The sequence below is a fragment of the Catenulispora acidiphila DSM 44928 genome (genome assembly GCF_000024025.1).
GTDB classification, from domain to species: Bacteria; Actinomycetota; Actinomycetes; order Streptomycetales; family Catenulisporaceae; genus Catenulispora; species Catenulispora acidiphila.
On sequence record NC_013131.1, the window covers coordinates 9,161,385 to 9,180,012 of the forward strand.

Annotated in this window: 12 protein-coding genes, 1 tRNA gene and 1 pseudogene; 2 read left to right on the forward strand and 12 right to left on the reverse strand. The window is 69.9% G+C overall.

The genetic code is table 11. The features are described 5' to 3' along the window. Positions 1 to 86: 86 nt before the first annotated feature. The 8 genes from CACI_RS38995 to CACI_RS39030 all read right to left on the reverse strand — a co-directional run bounded on the left by CACI_RS38995 (position 87) and on the right by CACI_RS39030 (position 11,912). On the reverse strand, positions 87 to 5,057 hold the full coding sequence (locus CACI_RS38995; RefSeq protein WP_015796443.1) for an NAD-glutamate dehydrogenase: 4,971 nt from the start codon (positions 5,055 to 5,057) through the stop codon (positions 87 to 89). A gap of 148 nt (positions 5,058 to 5,205) precedes the next feature. Next, the gene (locus CACI_RS39000; protein WP_015796444.1) at positions 5,206 to 6,087 is read right to left on the reverse strand and encodes a tryptophan 2,3-dioxygenase; all 882 of its coding nucleotides are present in this window, start codon (positions 6,085 to 6,087) and stop codon (positions 5,206 to 5,208) included. A gap of 177 nt (positions 6,088 to 6,264) precedes the next feature. Beyond that, positions 6,265 to 6,753: a GNAT family N-acetyltransferase gene (locus CACI_RS39005; RefSeq protein WP_015796445.1), complete on the reverse strand. Its 489-nt coding sequence runs from the start codon at positions 6,751 to 6,753 to the stop codon at positions 6,265 to 6,267. A 180-nt stretch (positions 6,754 to 6,933) separates the two neighbouring features. Next, positions 6,934 to 9,495, reverse strand: coding sequence for an ABC transporter permease (locus CACI_RS39010; RefSeq protein ID WP_015796446.1), 2,562 nt, complete (start codon positions 9,493 to 9,495; stop codon positions 6,934 to 6,936). A gap of 20 nt (positions 9,496 to 9,515) precedes the next feature. Next, positions 9,516 to 10,349, reverse strand: a complete 834-nt coding sequence (locus CACI_RS39015) for an ABC transporter ATP-binding protein (RefSeq protein ID WP_015796447.1) — start codon at positions 10,347 to 10,349, stop codon at positions 9,516 to 9,518. Between the two features lie 222 nt (positions 10,350 to 10,571). Beyond that, positions 10,572 to 11,210, reverse strand: coding sequence for a TMEM175 family protein (locus CACI_RS39020; protein WP_063643693.1), 639 nt, complete (start codon positions 11,208 to 11,210; stop codon positions 10,572 to 10,574). An 85-nt stretch (positions 11,211 to 11,295) separates the two neighbouring features. Beyond that, positions 11,296 to 11,781 carry a MarR family winged helix-turn-helix transcriptional regulator gene (locus tag CACI_RS39025; protein ID WP_015796449.1) on the reverse strand — a complete coding sequence of 162 codons (486 nt, stop codon included), beginning with the start codon at positions 11,779 to 11,781 and terminating at the stop codon, positions 11,296 to 11,298. 54 nt (positions 11,782 to 11,835) lie between these two features. Further along, positions 11,836 to 11,912: transfer RNA gene (locus CACI_RS39030), tRNA-Met, on the reverse strand. Between the two features lie 140 nt (positions 11,913 to 12,052). Between CACI_RS39030 and CACI_RS39035 the strand changes: the two genes are divergently transcribed. Beyond that, positions 12,053 to 12,940 carry an alpha/beta hydrolase gene (locus tag CACI_RS39035; RefSeq protein WP_015796450.1) on the forward strand — a complete coding sequence of 296 codons (888 nt, stop codon included), beginning with the start codon at positions 12,053 to 12,055 and terminating at the stop codon, positions 12,938 to 12,940. Positions 12,941 to 13,006: 66 nt separating this feature from the next. Here the strand turns inward: CACI_RS39035 and CACI_RS39040 are convergent, their stop codons facing one another. The 4 genes from CACI_RS39040 to CACI_RS39055 are packed head-to-tail and all read right to left on the reverse strand — an operon-like array spanning position 13,007 to position 17,290. Then, positions 13,007 to 14,179 (reverse strand): Gfo/Idh/MocA family protein, encoded by a 1,173-nt coding sequence (locus CACI_RS39040; RefSeq protein ID WP_015796451.1) that lies wholly within the window; start codon positions 14,177 to 14,179, stop codon positions 13,007 to 13,009. 26 nt (positions 14,180 to 14,205) lie between these two features. Next, positions 14,206 to 15,021, reverse strand: coding sequence for a carbohydrate ABC transporter permease (locus CACI_RS39045; protein WP_015796452.1), 816 nt, complete (start codon positions 15,019 to 15,021; stop codon positions 14,206 to 14,208). Next, positions 15,014 to 16,024, reverse strand: coding sequence for a carbohydrate ABC transporter permease (locus CACI_RS39050; RefSeq protein ID WP_015796453.1), 1,011 nt, complete (start codon positions 16,022 to 16,024; stop codon positions 15,014 to 15,016). The genes CACI_RS39045 and CACI_RS39050 overlap by 8 nt, the downstream gene beginning before the upstream one ends. Positions 16,025 to 16,027: 3 nt before the next feature. After that, positions 16,028 to 17,290: an ABC transporter substrate-binding protein gene (locus CACI_RS39055; protein ID WP_015796454.1), complete on the reverse strand. Its 1,263-nt coding sequence runs from the start codon at positions 17,288 to 17,290 to the stop codon at positions 16,028 to 16,030. 292 nt (positions 17,291 to 17,582) lie between these two features. Between CACI_RS39055 and CACI_RS39060 the strand changes: the two are divergent. After that, a pseudogene (locus CACI_RS39060) lies at positions 17,583 to 18,623 on the forward strand (ROK family transcriptional regulator); the annotation flags it as partial. Positions 18,624 to 18,628: the final 5 nt, after the last annotated feature.

Here is an 18,628-nt window from a genome sequence, read left to right on the forward strand (position 1 = left end):
GCGTTGTCGATCAGGACCCTACCGCGCGGCGGGCGGCCGGGCACGCTCGCGCGCGTCCGGCCACCCGCCGGGCAGCATTTTGCCGCCTACATCGACGTCGCGCGCAGTATGGCGCTGATCGTCCGCATGGCGACCGACAGCGTCGCCAGGTCGTAGGTCTCGGTCGCCATGATCTCGTCGAGCACCGTGCGCGAGCGCTCCACCGCCGCGCGGTCCTTGTCCAGCCACGCCTCGTAGCGCTGCTCCGGGGTGTCGTCCTCGGTGCCGGAGGCCAGCAGGGCGGCGGTCAGGCCGGCGTGCGAGGCGTACAGCTCGTCGCGCAGCGCGGCACGGGCCATGGTCTGCCAGCGGTCGACGCGCGGGAGCTCCACGATCTTCTGCTGGATGGCCGCGATGCCCATGCGGTCCGCCAGGTCGAAGTAGACGTCGGCGACGTCCAGCACCGGCTTGTCGGTGGCGCGGGCGGTCTCCACGATGTCCAGCGCGCCGAAGATGGACGACATGCCGGCCACCGCCGAGGCCAGCTCGCCGGGGACGCCCGCGATGATCAGGTCCTCGCGCTGCTCCTGGTAGCGGGTCAGGTGCGGGCCCTTGAGCAGCTTGGGCAGGTGCGCGGCGATGTCCCGGACGCCCTCGCGCAGCTGCTCGATCTGCGCCGGGATGTCCAGCGGGTGACGGCGGCTCTGCAGGAACCAGCGGGAGGCGCGCTGCGTGAGCCGGCGGATCTCCATCCGCATCGAGGTCTGCACCGCGGCGGAGACCTTGTTGTCCAGGTCCTCGATGGCGGTCAGGTAGCCGCCCATGTCGAAGACCTCGTTCGCGGCGCTGTAGGCGCGCGCGATCTGGTCGGCCGCGGCTCCCGACTCCTCCCGCATCCGGAAGGCGAAGGTGATGCCGGCGGCGTTCACCAGGTCGTTCACCACCTGAGTGGTGATGATCTCCCGGCGCAGCGGATGGGAGTCCATCAGGTTCCGGTACGTACCGCGCAGCGGCGTCGGGAAGTAGTTCGCCAGGCGCTCGACGTAGTACGGGTCGTCCGGCAGCGAGGAGGCGAACAACTCGTCGGCCAGGACGATCTTCACATACGCCAGCAGCACCGACAGCTCGGGCTGCGTCAGCCCGCGGCCGGCCGCGCGGCGGTCGGCCAGCTGCTTGTCGTTCGGCAGGAACTCCAGCCCGCGGTCCAGCAGGCCGTCCTTCGCCAGCCGGCGCATCAAGCGGCCATGCGCGTCGATCAGCTCCGGCGCCTGCCACTGGGCGTTGGCCAGCGCGATGTTCTGGTCGATGTTGTCCCGCAGGACCAGGCGCGCGACCTCGTCGGTCTGCTCGGCCAGGACCTTGTTGCGCTGCTTGACCGTCAGGTCGCCGGCGTGGACCGCCTGGTCCAGCAGGATCTTGATGTTCACCTCGTGGTCGGAGGTGTCCACGCCCGCGGAGTTGTCGATGGCGTCGGTGTTGATCCGTCCGCCCTCGTTGCCCGGGCCGCCGGAGGCCGCGTACTCGATCCGGCCGAGCTGGGTGAAGCCCAGGTTGCCGCCCTCGCCGACGACGCGCGCCTGCAGCTCCGAGCCGTTGATCCGGATCGCGTCGTTGGCCTTGTCGCCGACCTCGGCGTGGCTCTGCGAGGAGGCCTTGACGTAGGTGCCGATGCCGCCGTTCCAGAACAGATCGACCGGCGCCTTCAGGATCGCGTTGAGCAGTTCGTTCGGCGCCATCCGCAGCACCGAGGACCCCAGCCCGAGCGCCTGGCGCACCTGCGGGGAGATCGGGATCGACTTCGCGCTGCGCGGGTACACCCCGCCGCCGGCGCTGATCTTGCCGGTGTCGTAGTCGGCCCAGGACGAGCGCGGCAGGTTGAACATCCGCTGCCGCTCGGCGAAGGACTCCGCCGCCTCGGGGTCGGGGTCCAGGAAGATGTGCCGGTGGTCGAACGCCGCGATCAAGTGGATGTGCTCGGACAGCAGCATGCCGTTGCCGAAGACGTCGCCGGACATGTCGCCGACGCCGACCGCGGTGAACTCCTCGCTCTGGGTGTCCACGCCCAGCTCGCGGAAGTGGCGCTTCACCGACTCCCAGGCGCCGCGCGCCGTGATGCCCATGCCCTTGTGGTCATAGCCCACCGAACCGCCGGAGGCGAAGGCGTCGCCGAGCCAGAACCCGTAGTCGATGGCCAGGCCGTTGGCGATGTCGGAGAACGTCGCGGTGCCCTTGTCCGCGGCGACCACCAGATAGGTGTCGTCGCCGTCGTGGCGCACCACGCCGGCCGGCGGGACCACCTCGCCGGAGACCAGGTTGTCGGTGATGTCGAGCAGACCGCTGATGAAGGTCTTGTAGCTGGACACGCCCTCGGCCAGCCAGGCGTCGCGGTCCACCGACGGGTCCGGCAGGTTCTTGGCGTAGAACCCGCCCTTGGAGCCGACCGGCACGATCACCGAGTTCTTCACCATCTGGGCCTTGACCAGGCCCAGGATCTCGGTGCGGAAGTCCTCGCGGCGGTCGGACCAGCGCAGGCCGCCGCGCGCCACCTTGCCGAAGCGCAGGTGCACGCCCTCGACCTGAGGGGAGTAGACCCAGATCTCGAACTTGGGCAGCGGCGCCGGCAGGTCCGGGACCGCGTGCGGGTCGAGCTTGAAGGACACGTAGGTCTTGGGCTCGCCGTCCGCGCCGGTCTGGAAGTAGTTGGTCCGCAGCGTGGCCTGGATGACCTTGAGCAGCGAGCGCAGGATGCGGTCCTCGTCCAGGGACTGCACGTTGTCCAGCGCGGCGTCGATCTCCTCGACGATGCTCTCCCACAGCTCCGGCGTCTCGTGCGAGTACGCCGGGGAGAACTTCGCCTCGAACAGCTTCACCAGCAGGCGGGCCACCCGGCGGTTGTTCGCCACCACCGACTCCACCAGCTCCTGGCTGGAGGTCATGCCGCCCTGGCGCAGATACTTCACGTAGGCGCGCAGGATCACCACCTGCCGCCAGGTCAGACCGGCCAGCGGGACCAGGGTGTTGAACCGGTCGTTCTCGGCGCGGCCGGTCCAGATCGCGGTGAACGCCTCCTGGAAGCGGGTGCGCGCGGCCTCGTCCATGCCGTACTCGGCGATCGAGGCCGGGTCGCAGCGCAGCCCGAAGTCGTAGATGCGCGAGTCCGGCTGGTTCGGGGTGTCGATCTCCAGGTCGTAGGGGAACTCGTCGACGACCTCGACGCCCATGCGCTGGAAGACCGGCAGCACCTCGGCCAGCGAGACCGAGGAGCCGACGCGGTAGATACGGAAGCGGCGGTCGCCGGGAGCTGAGTCGACCTCCTCGTACAGCCGCACCGCGCTGCCCTCGCCGGAGGCCTTGAGCCCTTCCAGGACCTTGACGTCGGCGACCGCCATCTCCGGGCGCTCTTCGGCCTTGTACGCCTCGGGCAGCGCCGCGCCGTAGGCCTCGCGCAGCTCGCGCGCCTGCGCCTCGCCGAAGTCGCCGAGCAGGGCGTCGGCGAAGTCGTCGTCCCAGGTGCGGGTGGCGGCGGCCAGCTTGGACTCGATGGCGTCGGCGTCGGCGTCGGCCAGCGCGGTGCCCGGGGCGACGCGCACCACGAAGTGCAGACGGGTCAGCACCGACTCGGTGTTGCGCACCGTGTAGTCGATGACCGCGCCGTTCAGCTCCCGCATCAGGATGTCCTGCATGTGCAGCCGGGTCACCGTGTCGTACCGGTCGCGGGGCAGGTACACCAGCGCCGAGTAGAACCGGCCGTAGGCCTCCTTACGCAGGAACAGCCGCAGCCGGCGGCGCTCCTGCAGCTGGGAGACCGCGATCGAGATCTCGGCCAGCTCTGCGGTCGGGATCTGGAACAGCTCGTCGCGCGGATAGGTCTCCAGGATCTGGAGCAGTTCCTTGCCGGAGAAGGAGTTCTGGTCGAAGCCTGACTCGGCCAGCACCGCGCGCACCTTGCGCTGCACCACCGGGATGCGCAGAACCGACTCGGTGTAGGCGGGGGCGGCGAACAGGCCCAGGTAGCGGCGCTCGCCGACCACGTTGCCCTCGGCGTCGAACTTCTTCACACCCACGTAGTCCAGGTAAGCCGGACGGTGCACGGTGGAGCGGGTGTTGGCCTTGGTCAGCACCAGCAGCCGGGCCTCGCGGGCCTTGGCGCGGGCGTCCGGGCCGAGCTTGGAGAAGCTCTGCGACATCGGCTGGTCGCCGCGCAGGATGCCCAGGCCCGTGCCGGGGACGGCGCGCAGCGTCTCCTCGCCGTTCTCGTCGGTCGTCAGGTCGTACTCGCGGTAGCCCAGGAATGCGAAGTGGTCCTCGGCCAGCCAGCGCAGCAGGTCCGAGGCGTCGGCCAGCTCCTCGGTGCGCACCGGCGGCTTCTGCTGGTCCGAGGCCGGGTGCAGGTCCTCGGCCAGGGACAGCGCGTTGGCCCGCATCTTCGGCCAGTCCTCGACCGCCTCGCGCACGTCGCGCAGCACCCGCTGCAGGTCGGCCTCGATCTCGGCGTAGCGCGTGCCGTCGGCGTCCTCGCGCGGGGACAGCCGGTCGATCTCGATGTGGATCCAGGACTCGACGGTCACGTCCGGGCCGGACTTGTCCTGGTCCGGCGCCAGGATCTCCAGCAGGTCGCCGGCCAGGTCGCGCCGGACGTGCATGACCGGGTGGATGATCACGTGGATGCCGCGGTCCTGGCGGGACAGCTCGGAGGTCACCGAGTCCACCAGGAACGGCATGTCGTCGGTGATGATCTCGACCACGGTGTGCCCGCTGGACCAGCCGGTGGTCTCCACGGTCGGGGTGTGCACCCGCACCTTCGCCGTACCCTGCGGCCGGGCGGCGGCCTGCGCCGCGTGCGACAGCGCCGCGGAGCGGATGTCCTTGGCGGCCGTGCCGATCAGGTCCTCGGGAGCCGCGTGGCGGTAGTACTCGTCGAGGTAGGCCTCCATGGCGCCGTCGCCGCGCGCCGGCATCAGCACCGCGGCCGAGGCGCCGCCCCCGGCGTCGGTCGTGGGTCTGGCCGCCTGGCTCAGCAGGTCGTCCTTCGCCTGATCGAGCTTGCCCAGTTTCGCACCTGTATACGTGCTCTGCATGGCCGTGTGAACTCTATTCTGTCGCGCGCCGTTGCGTGACTAAGTGGTTTCCGAGGGGACTCGCGCTACTGCGTGTGAAGTTGTCGAGCTGGGCCGGCGCGCATGGGGTCATACACGAGAAGACGACAGACACGCCGAAAAGTCACGTCTAGAGGAAGCTTCTGAGCTCCCACAGGAGCGGGAAGTAGTGCAAGCCGAGACGAGAACGCAGGTAGGGCGCGCCGGTCGAGCCGCCGGTTCCGGACTTGGTGCCGATCTGGCGCTCGACCATCCTCACGTGCCGGGCGCGCCACAGCGCGGCGGCCTCGTCGTGGTCGAGCAGCGCCTCGGAGAGCTCCCACAGCTCGCCGTAGCCGTCGCGGTCGCGGGCCACCTTGACCAGCGAGTCACGCAGTTCGTCGTCGGAGGCGGCGGGCAGGCCGGCCTGGGACACGGCGTGCACGAAGCCGTCCCACAGGCTCGGGGCGTCCAGCCGGTCGGCCAGGCGCTGCTGCTCGGCCTCGGTCAGACCGCGGAAGCGCTTGAGATAGGTCGGGTCCTTCGCGCCGGAGGCGAACTCCAGCTCGCGGAACTGCGCGGACTGGAAGCCCGAAGCCGGGGACAGCAGCTCGCGGAAGACCAGGAAGTCCTGGGGAGTCATGGTCTCCAGGACGGCGATCTGCCGGATCAGCACATCCTCGATCGTCGCGACCCGCTTGAGCAGGTGTTTGGCCCACCACAGCCGGCCGCCGAACATCGCCTCGGTGGCGGCGTCGACTTCGTGCAGGAGCTGCTTGAACCACAGCTCGTACACCTGGTGGATGGTGATGAACAGGAGTTCGTCGTGCGCCGGCGGATCCGATTCCAGGACCTGGGCGGACAACAGCTGCTCCAGCCGGAGGTACGAGCCGTAGGTAAGCTTCGCCCCCTCCTCGCCGAAGTGGTGGCTGGTGACCGTGTCTTGTTCCCCGAACGGCACAGCGTCGCCGAAATCGGAGGAGGCGCCTACAGGACAGCCGACGACGCTGTCGGCTGACGGTTCTTTCGTCACGTGTGCCAGGCTACCGCCGCACGGGCGGGCGCCAAGCCCGCTTTGCGATGACGGAATGGCAGCTCTTCGGCAATCCGCTGTACACCTTGGCCAGGCGCGGTAGGACTTCACACCAAAGCGGCGGGACTTGCCAACCGGCGGCCGGAACGGCTGCGTGTGGCAGCCGATCCGGTCGCGTCAGGTCAAGTCCCGGACCGCGATGCTCTGCCCGCCGGTGGTCTCGCCGGTCTCCTGGAAGCCCAGGCGTAGGTAGAAATCCTGAGGACCCGCGGGCCCGGGGTGGTAGCTGACGAACATCCGCGTCCCGCCCCGGCGGCGGATCTCGGCGGCGACCTCCTCGACCGCGAACCGGCCGTGGCCGCGCTGCTGTTCGCTCTGCCCGATGTTCAGCCGCCAGAGCCCCGAGCGCAGGTCGGGGGTGGCGCCGGCGCCCTGCGTCCAGTCGACGTCGAGGAAGGCCATCAGGAAACCGACGACGCGGTCGCCGTCCAGGATCAGCCGCGGCCAGGCGGAGGCGCCGTAGACGTAGGCCTGCGCCAGCGACTTCATCACCGGCGCCACCAGGTGCTCCTGGTCCCGGCGAACCTTCACCGCCACGGCGGCGTCGAAGTTCTCCGGTGTCACCGGTACCAGTCGCAGCCCGGTGGCCGTCGCGGTCTCGCTCATCGTCCGATCCCCTCCTGAAGGTGGTCGTCGCACAGGCTAGCCACACGACGACGGCGCGGCCCTGCCGAAGCAGCGCCGCGCCGTCCCCCGATCCCCGTATTCCCCCCGATCCCCGTGTCCCCCGTGTCCCCCGATCCCCCGATCCCCGTGGTCCCCCCCGGCTGCGAGCGGCGCGAGGCGTCAGCCGTCGGCCGCGATCGCCCGCAGCACGTTCATCCGCGAGGCCCGGAAGGCCGGCGCGAGCGCGGCCAGCAGGCCGACCACCGCGGCACCGAAGAAGACCGCGACGATGGTGCCCACCGGGATGGCCAGGGTGCTGATACCGATCCCGGACAGCACCCGCTGCGCGGCCACTCCCCAGGCCAGACCCAGCCCGACACCCAGAGCCGCGCCGAACAGCGCTATCACCACCGACTCCAGGCGGATCATGCGGCGGGTCTTGCGGCGTCCCATACCGATCGCCCGGATCAGGCCGATCTCGCGGGTGCGCTCCACCACCGACAGCGCCAGGGTGTTGACCACGCCCAGGATCGCCACCACGATCGCCAGGCCCAGCAGCCCGTAGACCATGTTCAGCACGCCGCCGACCTGGTCGTGGATCAGCTTCTTGTAGTCGGTCTGGCTCTTGACCGTCACCTGCGGGAAGGGCGCCAGGCCGTCCTTGAGCGCCTGGTAGGCCTTGTCCTGCTGGCCCTTGTCGGCCTTGGCGAACAGCATCAGGTCGTCGGGCTGCGCCGAAGCCGGCAGCGACTTGCTCAGGGTGTCCAGGGAGATGTAGCCGTCACCGTGGTTGAACACTGTCTTGTCGCTCAGGATGGCCAGCACCGGCAGCTTGACCGGCGTGCCGCCGTGGACGGTGACGGTCACGACCGAGCCGACGCTCGCGTTGCGCGACTTGGCCTCGGCTGCCGGGATCGCGATGCCCGGCTTGGTGAACACCTCGGACAGCGAGCCCGCGGTGGTGGTGGCGTCGAAGTCCTGGACCATGGTCGGCGAGGCCGCCGCGATCTGCATCTTGCCGTCGCCGGAGGAGCCGGAGACCGTGGCGTCCAGGAACTTGTTCTCCGTGACGTGCGCCAGGCCCGGCGTCGCCTCGGTCTTGGCCAGCACCTCGGGGGTGATCACCAGACCGCCGTTGGTGGTGATGATGTAGTCGGCGCCGACGCTGCGGTCCATCTCGGCGGTCGCCGAGGTGACCAGCGAGGAGCCGACCACGGCCATCCCGGAGACCAGCGACAGCCCGATCATCAGGGCCGCGGCGGTGGCGCCGGTGCGGCGCGGGTTCCGCAGGGCGTTGCGTTGCGCCATGGTGCCGACCGAGCCGTAGGCCGCCGGCATCCAGACGCCGAGCACCCGGATCACCACGCCGGCCAGCAGCGGGCCGAGCAGGATCGCGCCGATCAGGGTGACCAGCACGCCCAGGCCCAGCAGCAGCCCCCCGGCTGCCGAGGCGCCGTTGGCCGCGCCGCCGATCAGCGCCGCGGCGCCGCCGCCGATGATGGCCAGACCGATGCCGTTGCGCAGCCACGAGGACCGGCGGTCCCCCGGCGTCCCGGCGTCGCGCAGCGCCGCCATCGGCGTGATGCGGGCCGCGCGGCGGGCCGGGATCCAGACCGCGAGCAGGGTGACCAGCACGCCGACCGCGTAGCCGGCGATCACCGCGGTCGGGGTCACCGACATGTCGGAGGCCTGCAGGTTCATCCCGACGCCGTTCATGACGGCGATCAGGCCGTAGGCCAGGCCGGCGCCGGCGGCGATACCCAGGGAGGCGCCGATGACGCCGAGCAGCAGCGCCTCGAGCCGGACCGAGCGGTTGACCTGCCGGCGGCTGGCGCCCAGCGCCCGCAGCAGGCCCAGTTCGCGGGTGCGCTGCGCCACGAGCATCTGGAAGGTGTTGACGATCAGGAACGCGCCGACCATCAGCGAGATCCCGGCGAAGCCGAGCATCACGTACTTCATGAAGCCGATGAAGCCCACGCTGTTGCGGCCGTCGGCCTCCTGCTCGGCCCGGGTCTTCACGTCGTAGCCGGCGCCGAGCTTGGCGGACACCTCGGACTTGAGCGTGTCGTCGGCGGTGCCGGGCTTGGCGTCCAGGTCCACGCCGGTGAACACGCCGGGCTTGCCCAGCAGCTTGGTCTGCGCGGTGTTGGTGTCGAAGTAGAACAGCGTCTCGCCGGGGTTGGTGGTCCGGAAGGTCGCGATCCCGCTGACGGTCACCTGGAAGGTGCCGGCGTCGGTGCCGGTCACGACGCGCAGCGGCGAGCCGAGCGCCAGGTGCTTCTTGGCGGCGGTGTCCGCGTCGACGACGACGTCGCCGGGTCCGGCCGGCGGGCGGCCGGAGGTCAGATTCACCGCCGGGTGCGGCGTGGCGTACCAGTTCGCGCCGATGGTCGGGCCGCCGGCGGAGTTGGAGATGGCCTTGTTGTCCGCGCCGACCACGGCCAGGCGGTCGGTGGTGATGTCACCGTAGACGGCCTGCACGCCCGGCAGTGCCTTGACGCCGTCCAGCACGGAGGCCGAGACGGTCTGCTCCGGCGAGCCGGGCGCGGCGTCCTTGTCGACCTTGGCCGACACCGCGACGTCCGAGGCGGTGGTGGCGAACAGCCGGTCGAAGGTGGTGGTGATGGTCGAGGTGAACATCAGGGTGCCGGTGACGAACGCCACGCTCAGCACGACGGCGACCAGGGACAGCCACAGCCGGCCCTTGTGCGCGAAGAAATTGCGGCGGGATGCCTTCCACATGGTCTTCTCCCCCGGCCGGATCAGCGCTGCCCGGCGGCGTCGCCGCGCAGGTTCTGGTCGTGCACGGCGTGGCCGTGGGTGTCGAACTGCCGCATCCGGTCCAGGACCTTGTCGGCGGTCGGCGCGGCCATGTCGTCGACGATCCGGCCGTCGGCCAGGAACAGCACGCGGTCGGCGTAGGCGGCCGCGGACGGGTCGTGGGTGACCATGACGAAGGTCTGGCCCAGCTCGTCCACCGAGCGCCGCAGGAAGCCCAGGACCTCGGCGCCGCTGCGGGAGTCCAGGTTGCCGGTGGGCTCGTCGCCGAAGATGATCTCCGGCTGGCCGGCCAGGGCGCGGGCCACGGCCACGCGCTGCTGCTGGCCGCCGGAGAGCTCGCTGGGGCGGTGCTTGAGCCGGGACTCCAGCCCGACGGTGCCGATCACCCGGTCCAGCCACGCCTTGTTCGGCTTGCGGCCGGCGATGTCCATCGGCAGCGTGATGTTCTCCGCCGCGTTCAGCGTGGGCAGCAGGTTGAAGGACTGGAAGATGAACCCGATCCGGTCCCGGCGCAGGTTGGTGAGCTCCTTGTCCTTCATGGAGGTGAGCTCGCTGGCCACGCCGTCGCGGCCGTAGATCCAGATCTTGCCCGCGCTGACCGAGTCCAGGCCGGCCAGGCAGTGCATGAGCGTGGACTTGCCGGACCCGGACGGGCCCATGATCGCGGTGAACCGGCCCCGCTCGATGTCGACGTCGACCTGGTCCAGCGCGACGACCGAGGTTTCCCCCTGGCCGTAGCGCTTGGTCACGGCCTGGGCGCGGGCGGCGGTGCCGACGGTTCGGTGGGTGACCGCGGCGTGTGCTGCCGTCGTCATGATCTTCCCCTCAGGTGGCTTGGAGCAGAGCTAGGTCGGTTGTCGATCGACGTCTTCAAGGCTGCCAGCCACGGCAGAGTCACCGCCACGGAGCCACCAGGTGTCCAGCGGTGGGGTTAACCCCACCCGTCCGCTACCGGCCTGCTCTTAGCCTACGGAAGCGACCCTGGCCAGGCGCTTGGTTCGCGGGGCGAACGACCTGCGGACGGCTCCGAGCCGGGGTCAGGACTCTTTGCGCAGACGCCTGGAGGCCATCCCGGCAGGGAACGCCGCGAGCCAGGTGAACAGCCCGGCGCCGGCCGAGACGGTGAGGGCGACCAGGACCGCGACCGCCGCGATCGCGATGGTCGCCCCGCAGTCGGCGATCATGCCGCGGGCGAAGCGGTCGGAGATGGGCCGGGCCTGCAGCCGCTCGTCGTTGCGGACGGTGAGGAAGAGCCCCAGCAGCAGCAGATTGATGGCGCCGACGGTGACCGCGTAGTAGACGACGGCCAACGGTTCGTGCCCTCCGTAGTCCGACAGCAGCGCGGTCGGGAACGGCAGCAGCGCCACCAGCCCGAGCAGGAGCAGGGTCAGCCGCACCACGACGGTGTTGGTGCGCTTGACCAGCCGGAAGACGCGGTGATGGTCCAGCCACTGGCCGCCGATGATCGCGAAGCTGAGGGCGTAGGTGGCCAGCCGTGACCACGTTTCGTGCAGTGAGGACCGGAAGTGGTCGTGGTCCAGCCCGGACGGTACGGAGATGTTCAGGACGAGCAGGGTCATCGCGATCGCGAAGATCCCGTCGGCCAGTGTGATCAACCGATCCGGGCTCTGGACGGACCCCTCCGCATCCGGATCGTCCTCCGAGCTCTCGGGCACGGTCCCCACCGTGGCATCCGGCCGGCGCGCCGCTCAGCCATTGCGCCGGCCGGCGGCGTGTCTCTCGGCCCTGTCTCTCAGTGCTTCAGTCCTGCTGAGCGCAGGTGTGGAAGTCGTCGCCGAACACCACAGGTACCTGATTCGCCAGCACCAGCCGCTCGAGCAGCTTCGCGAGCTGCGCCTGCTCCTCGCCGGAGAGCACGGCCGGCAGTTCGGCGATGTGCTGCACGGTCTCGTCGTAGAACTCGGTAGCGACCTTGTCGCCTTCCTCGGTCAGGAAGACGCGGACGGCGCGGCCGTCGGTGCTGTCCGCCTCGCGCCGGACCAGGCCGCGGCGCAGGGAGCGGTCCACCAGACCGGTGAGGCTGGACTTGGCCAAGCCCAGGGTGCGGACGAGCTCGCCCATGCCGAAGCCCTCTTCGGGCTTGCCCATCAGGACACAGAGCAGCTGGCCCTGCTGGGAGGTGAGCTGGTGTTTGCGGGCGACTTGCTCATAGGTGGCGTCGACCAGGAAAGCGGAGCGGACCAGAGCGGTGACCACGCTCATATCGGCTTCTGGTTCCCGACCCATCACGGCTCCCGCATAAAAGAATGCGAGGCCCCTCAGATATCTGAGGGGCCTCATTGGTAGCGGGGACAGGATTTGAACCTGCGACCTCTGGGTTATGAGCCCAGCGAGCTACCGAGCTGCTCCACCCCGCGCCGTTTTGCTTCTCCTCTACTGTAACACCTCTTCGCTACCGCCTGGCGCGATATTCACCGCCGCACCTCCCACATCGCTGCAAGGGGATATGGCGCGGCGCCCCATTGCCAAGCCGACCGGCAGCCGAGAGCCTGGCGGGATGCGACAGAGCGTGGAGATCGAGTTCGCCTCGGGTGCCGGTTCGTACGCGGTGATCCGCTGGTCAGGACCCGAAGTAACGGCACAGACACCCACCGTGATCGCCGCGCACGGCATCACCGCCAACGGCCTGGCGTTCGCTCCGCTGGCCGAGGCTCTGCCGGAGGTCGACCTCGTCGCCCCGGACCTGCGCGGCCGCGGACGCTCCCGCGAGGTCGGCGGTCCGTACTCGATAGCCGCACACGCCGACGACCTGGTCCGCACGCTCGATGAGCTCGGGGTGGAGCGCGCGACGCTCCTGGGCCATTCGATGGGCGGCTGGGTGGTCGCGACGGCGGCGGTGCGGCATCCGGACCGGTTCGGCGGCGTGGTGATCGTCGACGGCGGTCTGGGTTTCCCGCTGCCCGAGGACACCGACCTGGACGAATTCCTCGGCACTCTGCTCGGCCCGGCGATGGCCAAGCTGCGCACCGTCTACGCCAGCCGCGAGGAGTTCCTCAAGCCGTGGCGGACTCATCCCTCGTTCCAGGACGGCGGGTACACGCCCGAGGTCGAGGCGTACCTGCTGCGCGACATCATCGGCACCGAGCCGGAGCTGCGCTCGGCCGGGATCCTGGACGCGGTCCGCGGCGACGCGGCGGACCAGCTGCAGAACCCCGAGGTCATCGGTGCGATCCACCGGCTGCCGGTGCCCGCGGTGTTCCTGCACGCCGAGCGGGGACTGCTCAACGAGCCCGTCGGGCTCTACTCCCCCGAGACCGTCGCGGCGGCGAAACTCGCCGACGCCGGGGTGGACGTGCGCTTCGTCCCCGGCACCAACCATTACTCGATCTTGCTCGGCGACCGCGGGATCGCCGCGGTCGCCGAGGCGGTCAGGGCCCTGCTGTAGCGCAGCGCCCCGCTCTCGACCGGAAGGCCGGGCGCGGGTTCGAACCCGCGCCCGGTGCGGACGCCCTCAGCGCACCTGCCCCCGGTCGAAGTACTCGGCCAGCTCCGGATCCAGCGGCGGGACCTCCAGCGGCGTGCCGCCGTCGCGCAGCGACAGCGTGGCCATGTAGCCGGCGGCCACGCTCATCCGCGCCGCGACCGGCGAGGTGTCGGTGGCGCCGCCGCCGCGGGCGAAGCGGGCGAACTCGGCCATGATCGCGCCGTCCGCGCCGCCGTGGCTGCCGACCGCGTCCGGGACCCGGTAGGCGATGTCGGCGTCGCCGCGGTAGCCGGTCGGTCCGGTGTTCCAGACCTTCACCGTGTCGCCGGGCCCGTCGCCGAAGTTCTCCAGCCGGCCCTCGGTGCCGATCACCGTGTAGTTGCGGAAGTAGTCCGGCGCGAAGTGGCACTGCTGGTAGGCGGCGATGACGCCGTTGTCCAGCGTCATGTTCATCACCGAGACGTCCTCGACCTCGACCTTGTGGTTGAGGTCGCGGCGCGCGGTCGGCGGCCAGTCGAACTCCTTGAGCCAGCCTTCGGGCCGCGGCGTCCCCTCCTGGCGCCGCGGCAGGCCGCCGTAGACCATCAGGTCGCCGAACGCGCTGACCCGCTGGGTGAAACCGCCGGCGAGCCAGTGCACGACGTCCAGGTCGTGCGCCGCCTTCTGCAGCAGCAGACCGGTGGTGCGGTCGCGCTCGGCGTGCCAGTCCTTGAAGTAGTAGTCGCCGCCGTAGGACACGAAGTGCCGTACCCACACGGTCTTCGGCTCGCCGATGTCGCCGCGGGCGATGGCGTCGCGCATCGTCCGCACCACACCCATGTGCCGCATGTTGTGGCCGACGTAGAGCCGGGTCCCGGTCTCGTACGCGGCGCGCAGGATCGCATCGGAGCTCTCGATGGTGATGGCCATCGGCTTCTCCAGGTACACCGCCTTGCCCGCGCGCAGGCAGTCGACGGCGATGGCCTCGTGGGTGTCGTCCGGGGTCATGATGATGACCGCGTCGACGTCGGGGCGGATCAGCAGCTTGCGGTAGTCGCTCTCGGTGTCGGACACGCCGACCCGCTCGACCGCCTTGGCCAGGGCCGCGGGATCGGTGTCGCAGAGCACGGCGACCTCGAAGCCGCGGGCCGGCTGGTGGGCGGCGACGGCCAGCGAGGTGCGCAGGCCCAGGCCGATCACACCGATGCGCAGGTTGCTCACAGGAGGGGGTGCCTTTCTGGAAAGTCTTACTTCGTGCCGGTGAGGGCGATGCCCTCGGTGATGCGGCGCTGCGCGGCCAGGAAGAGCAGGATCATCGGCAGGCTGGCCAGCAGCGAGCCGGCCATCAGCAGCGGGTACTCGGTGAGGTGCTCGCCCTGGAGCGTGGACAGGCCCACGGTGAGCGGCATCTTGGCGTCGTCGTTCACGACGACCAGCGGCCACAGCAGGTCGTTCCACGACCACAGCACCGTGAGCACGCCCATCGAGATCAGCCCGGGCTTGGCCAGCGGCAGCATCACCGACCAGAAGATGCGGAAGGTGCCGGCGCCGTCCAGGCGCGCCGCCTCCTCGACCTCGTTCGGCAGCGACATGAAGAACTGCCGCAGCATGAACGTGCCGAAGGCGCTGAACAGACCCGGCAGGACCACGCCGGACAGCGTGTTGAGCAGGCCCAGGTTCTGCACCAGCTGGTATTGCGGCAGCAGGTAGACCTGGCTGGGCACCATCAGGACCGCGAGCATCACCAGGAACAGGGCGTTGCGGCCCGGGAAGCGCAGCCGCGCGAAGGCATAGGCGGCCATCGAGCAGAACAGCACCTGCGCCAGGACCCGGACCACCGTCTGCAGCACCGAGTTCAGGAACTGTTGGGCGAACTTGGTGTCGTGGAAGACCTGGCTGTAGTTCGACCACTGCCACGAGGGCAGGAAGTGCGGCGGCACGCTCGTGGTCTCGCCGGTGGTCTGCAGCGAGGTGATGAGCTGCCACAGGAACGGCGCCACCATCGCCGCGGCGCCGACGGCCAGGATCACGTGGACCGGCCACAGCCGCTGCCTGCTACCCATAGTGGACCCACCTCTTCTGCAGCCGGAACTGGAGCGCGGTCAGCAGGAGCAGCACCAGCGTGAGCACCACGGCGATGGCCGCGGCGAGCCCTTGGTTGCCGGTGACGAAGGCGTCCTCGTAGAACAGGTACGCGATCGTCTTGCTGCCGGCCAGCGCCGGGTTGGACTTGCCGAGCATCAGCAACACCATGTCGAACATCTGCAGGCCGCTGATCACCGACAGCACCGAGACGAAGAAGATGCTGGGGCTCAGCAGGGGCAGTGTGATCGAGAAGAACTGCCGGATCCTTCCGGCGCCTTCCAGCGAGGAGGCCTCGTAGTACTGGCGCGGGATGTTCTTCAGCCCGGCGGCGAAGATGATCATGTTGTAGCCCAGCGAGCTCCAGATGCCCACCAGGCCCATGGCCCAGACCGTGTACCGGTCGTCGGACACCCAGTGCGGACCGTGGATCCCGATCAGCGACAGCAGGTAGTTGATGAGCCCGTAGTCGCCGTTGTAGAGCCAGCGCCAGATCATCGCGACCGCGGCGGGCATGGTGACCACCGGGATGAAGTACAGGACCCGGTACAGGCTCGCGTACTTGCCGCTGACCTGGTTCATCAGCGCCGCGAAGACGATCGACAGCGGGATGCCGGCCAGGATGATCAGCGAGTACTTGACGGTGTTCCAGACCGCGCGCGGCAGCTGGGGATCGGACATGAACGAGCTGTAGTTCTTGAAGCCGACCCACTGCTGGCCGCCGAAGACGCCCCACGAGGTGAAGCTGAAGTAGGCGGACTGGACGATCGGCCACAGGTAGAAGATCGCCAGGCCGAGGAACAAGGGCCCGATCATCGCGTAGCCCCAGGCCCATTCCTTCATGTGCGCCTTGGAGAACCGGGGGCGGCCGGTGACCGGCCGGCGGCCCGCGCTCCCCGCGCTCCCCGGACCGCGCTCCGGTCCGGGGCCCGTCCCCGTCGCCGCCCGACCGGCGGCGACGGAGGTGGATTCGGTGGCTGACACCCGCTACTCCTTGGCCAGTTCGGCGTTCATCTGGTCCGCGATCTGCTTGGCGCCGGTCTGCAGGTCGAGCTTGCCGCCCCAGATCTGGTCCAGCGTGGCCTGCATCGGCGTGGCCCAGGCCGCGGTGTTCTTCGACACCGGGTAGGGCACCGCGACGGCCAGCTGGTCGATGAAGGACTGCAGGTGGTACTGCGGGGTCGAGGCGACCCAGGTCGCGGACAGACCGTTGTAGGCCGGGATCACGGTGCCGGTCTTGGCCTGGATCTCGTTGGCCTGCTTGGAGCCGAGGAACTGCACGAACTCCCAGGCGGCCTGCGGATGCTTGGTCTTGGCGTAGATGACGTTCGCCAGGCCGTTGATGACGGTCGCCTGCTTGCCGTCCGGACCGGCCGGCAGCGGCGCGACGTCGGCGTCCAGGCCGGCCGCCGCCTTGTACTCGGGCATGTCGTAGTCGCCGTCGGCGAACATGGCCGCCTTGCCCGAGGCGAACAGCTGGTCCGGCTGGGTGTCGGTCATCTGCTGCGCGGTCGGCGAGACGTGGTACTTGGTGATGAAGTCCAGCGCGTACTGCAGGCCGGCGACGCTCTTCGGGTCGTCGAACCCGGACTTCTTGTGGTCCGGGGTGATGGGCTGGCCGCCGGCCTGGAGGATGGTGTTGAACAGGTTCTCCTGCGTCCAGTCCGGCGAGGCGATGCCCCACACGCCCTTGCCCGGGTCGTTCAGCTTCTGGGCCGCGCTGATCACGTCCTGCCAGGTCCAACTCGCGGTCGGGTATTTCACCCCGGCGGCGTCGAAAAGCTTCTTGTTGTACCAGAGCCCGACGGTGTCGAAGTCCTTCGGCATGCCGTACTGCTTGCCGTCGAGGGTGTAGCTGGCGTTCAGGGACTTCGGGAACGGGCTGTTGTCGAAGCCGGGCTTGTCCGACAGCGAGAGCAGCTGGTGCTGGCCGGCGTACAGGCCGACGCGCGGGGTGTTCATCCAGAAGACGTCCGGCGCGGTCCCGGAGGCGGCCGCGGTCTGGAGCTTGGTCCAGTAGTCGGCGTTCGGCGTCAGCTGGATGTCGATGGTGATGTTCGGGTGCGCCGCGTGGAAGGCGTCGGCGATCTCCTGCATCGCCGGCTTCTGCTTGGTGTCCCAGATGCCGTAGGTGAGGGTGACCGGACCGGAGTCGGCCTGTCCGGACGACGCGGATTTCGAGGAGGAACAGCCGGTCGCGGCCAGGGCCAGAGCCCCGGCGCCGACCAGCACCAACGCCTTTCGGAACATGCGCGTCTCCCTACGTTTTCGAGTTGCGCCGAGCGCCGTGGAGCAGGCGTCTTCGCCTGTCAGAGGGCTGTGAGGGGTGGGTACGGGAGGCGAGCCGCCCGTGACCCGGGACACTAGCCGCCGTTTTTGCTTGAGACCAGGGTTAATCGAGCAGACTCCCGCACGAGACGCGAAAAAGTGCTCGTTCCGAGACCGCTCCGTGATCTTGGATCGGGAGGAGTCGGACATCTTTAAACTGGAAGCTGGGATAAATATCCGCCACCGCGGCCCCGCCCGGCCTAAGATGGCCGCCATGCGACGGACCAGCGGCGACGGCAGCTTCCTGCGGAGCCTGAACGAGGTGGCGGTGCTGCGCGCGCTGCGGGAGACCGGGACCCCGACCCTGGCCGAGGTCGCCCGGGCCGCGCAGCTGTCCCGCGCCACGACCGAGGTCATCATGGACTCGCTGCAGCGCAACGGCTGGGTGGTCGAGGCCGGGGCGGTGGCCGACGGGCAGCGCGGACGGCCGGCCCGGCGCTACACCTTCCGCGCCGCCGCGGCGCACGTCGCGGGGGTCGCGATCGGCGGCTCGGGGGTCGCCGCCATGGTCGCCGACCTGGATGGGGACGTCGTCGGACGGGCCGTGGAGCACCTGAGCCCGGAGCTGTCGGCGGCGGACCGGCTGACCGCCGTGCAGCGGGTGCTGGAGCACGCCGCCGGCGAGGCCGACGTGCCGCTGAGCCGGCTGGCCTCGGTCGGCGTCGGCACCACCGGCGTCATCGACAACCAGGGCCGGGTGCTCAAGAGCGTGGCGCTGTCCGACTGGTCGGGGGTGGACCTGCAGGCCGAGCTGGCCTCGCGGCTGCCGGTCCCGGTCCAGGTCGAGAACGACATGCGGCTGGCGGTGCTGGCCGAGCACTGGCGCGGCGCGGCGTGCGAGCACGACAACGTGCTCTACCTGCACACCGGCCGCCGGATCGGGCTGGGCCTGCTGTTCGACGGGGTGCCCTACCGGGGCTCGCACGCCGCCGCCGGCGAGCTCGGCGGGCACCCGAACAGCCGCTGGGCGGCGTTCCAGCACGTCATGGACTACGCGATGGCCGCCGATCCGGGCGAGCTGCGGGCGCCCTCGCAGGCCGCGCTGTTCGCGATGCGGCGCGCGGCCGCGGGCGAGGAGAAGGCCGCCGCGGCGTTCGAGGCCTTCGCCCGGGCGCTGGCCGAAGGGCTGGTCAGCCTGGTGACGCCGCTGGACCCGGACCTTGTGGTGATCGGCGGCAGCCTGGCGCAGACCGGCGAGCACCTCACCGAGCCGATCAGGAGCCTGCTCGGCGAGGTATGCCTGTATCCGCCGGACGTGAA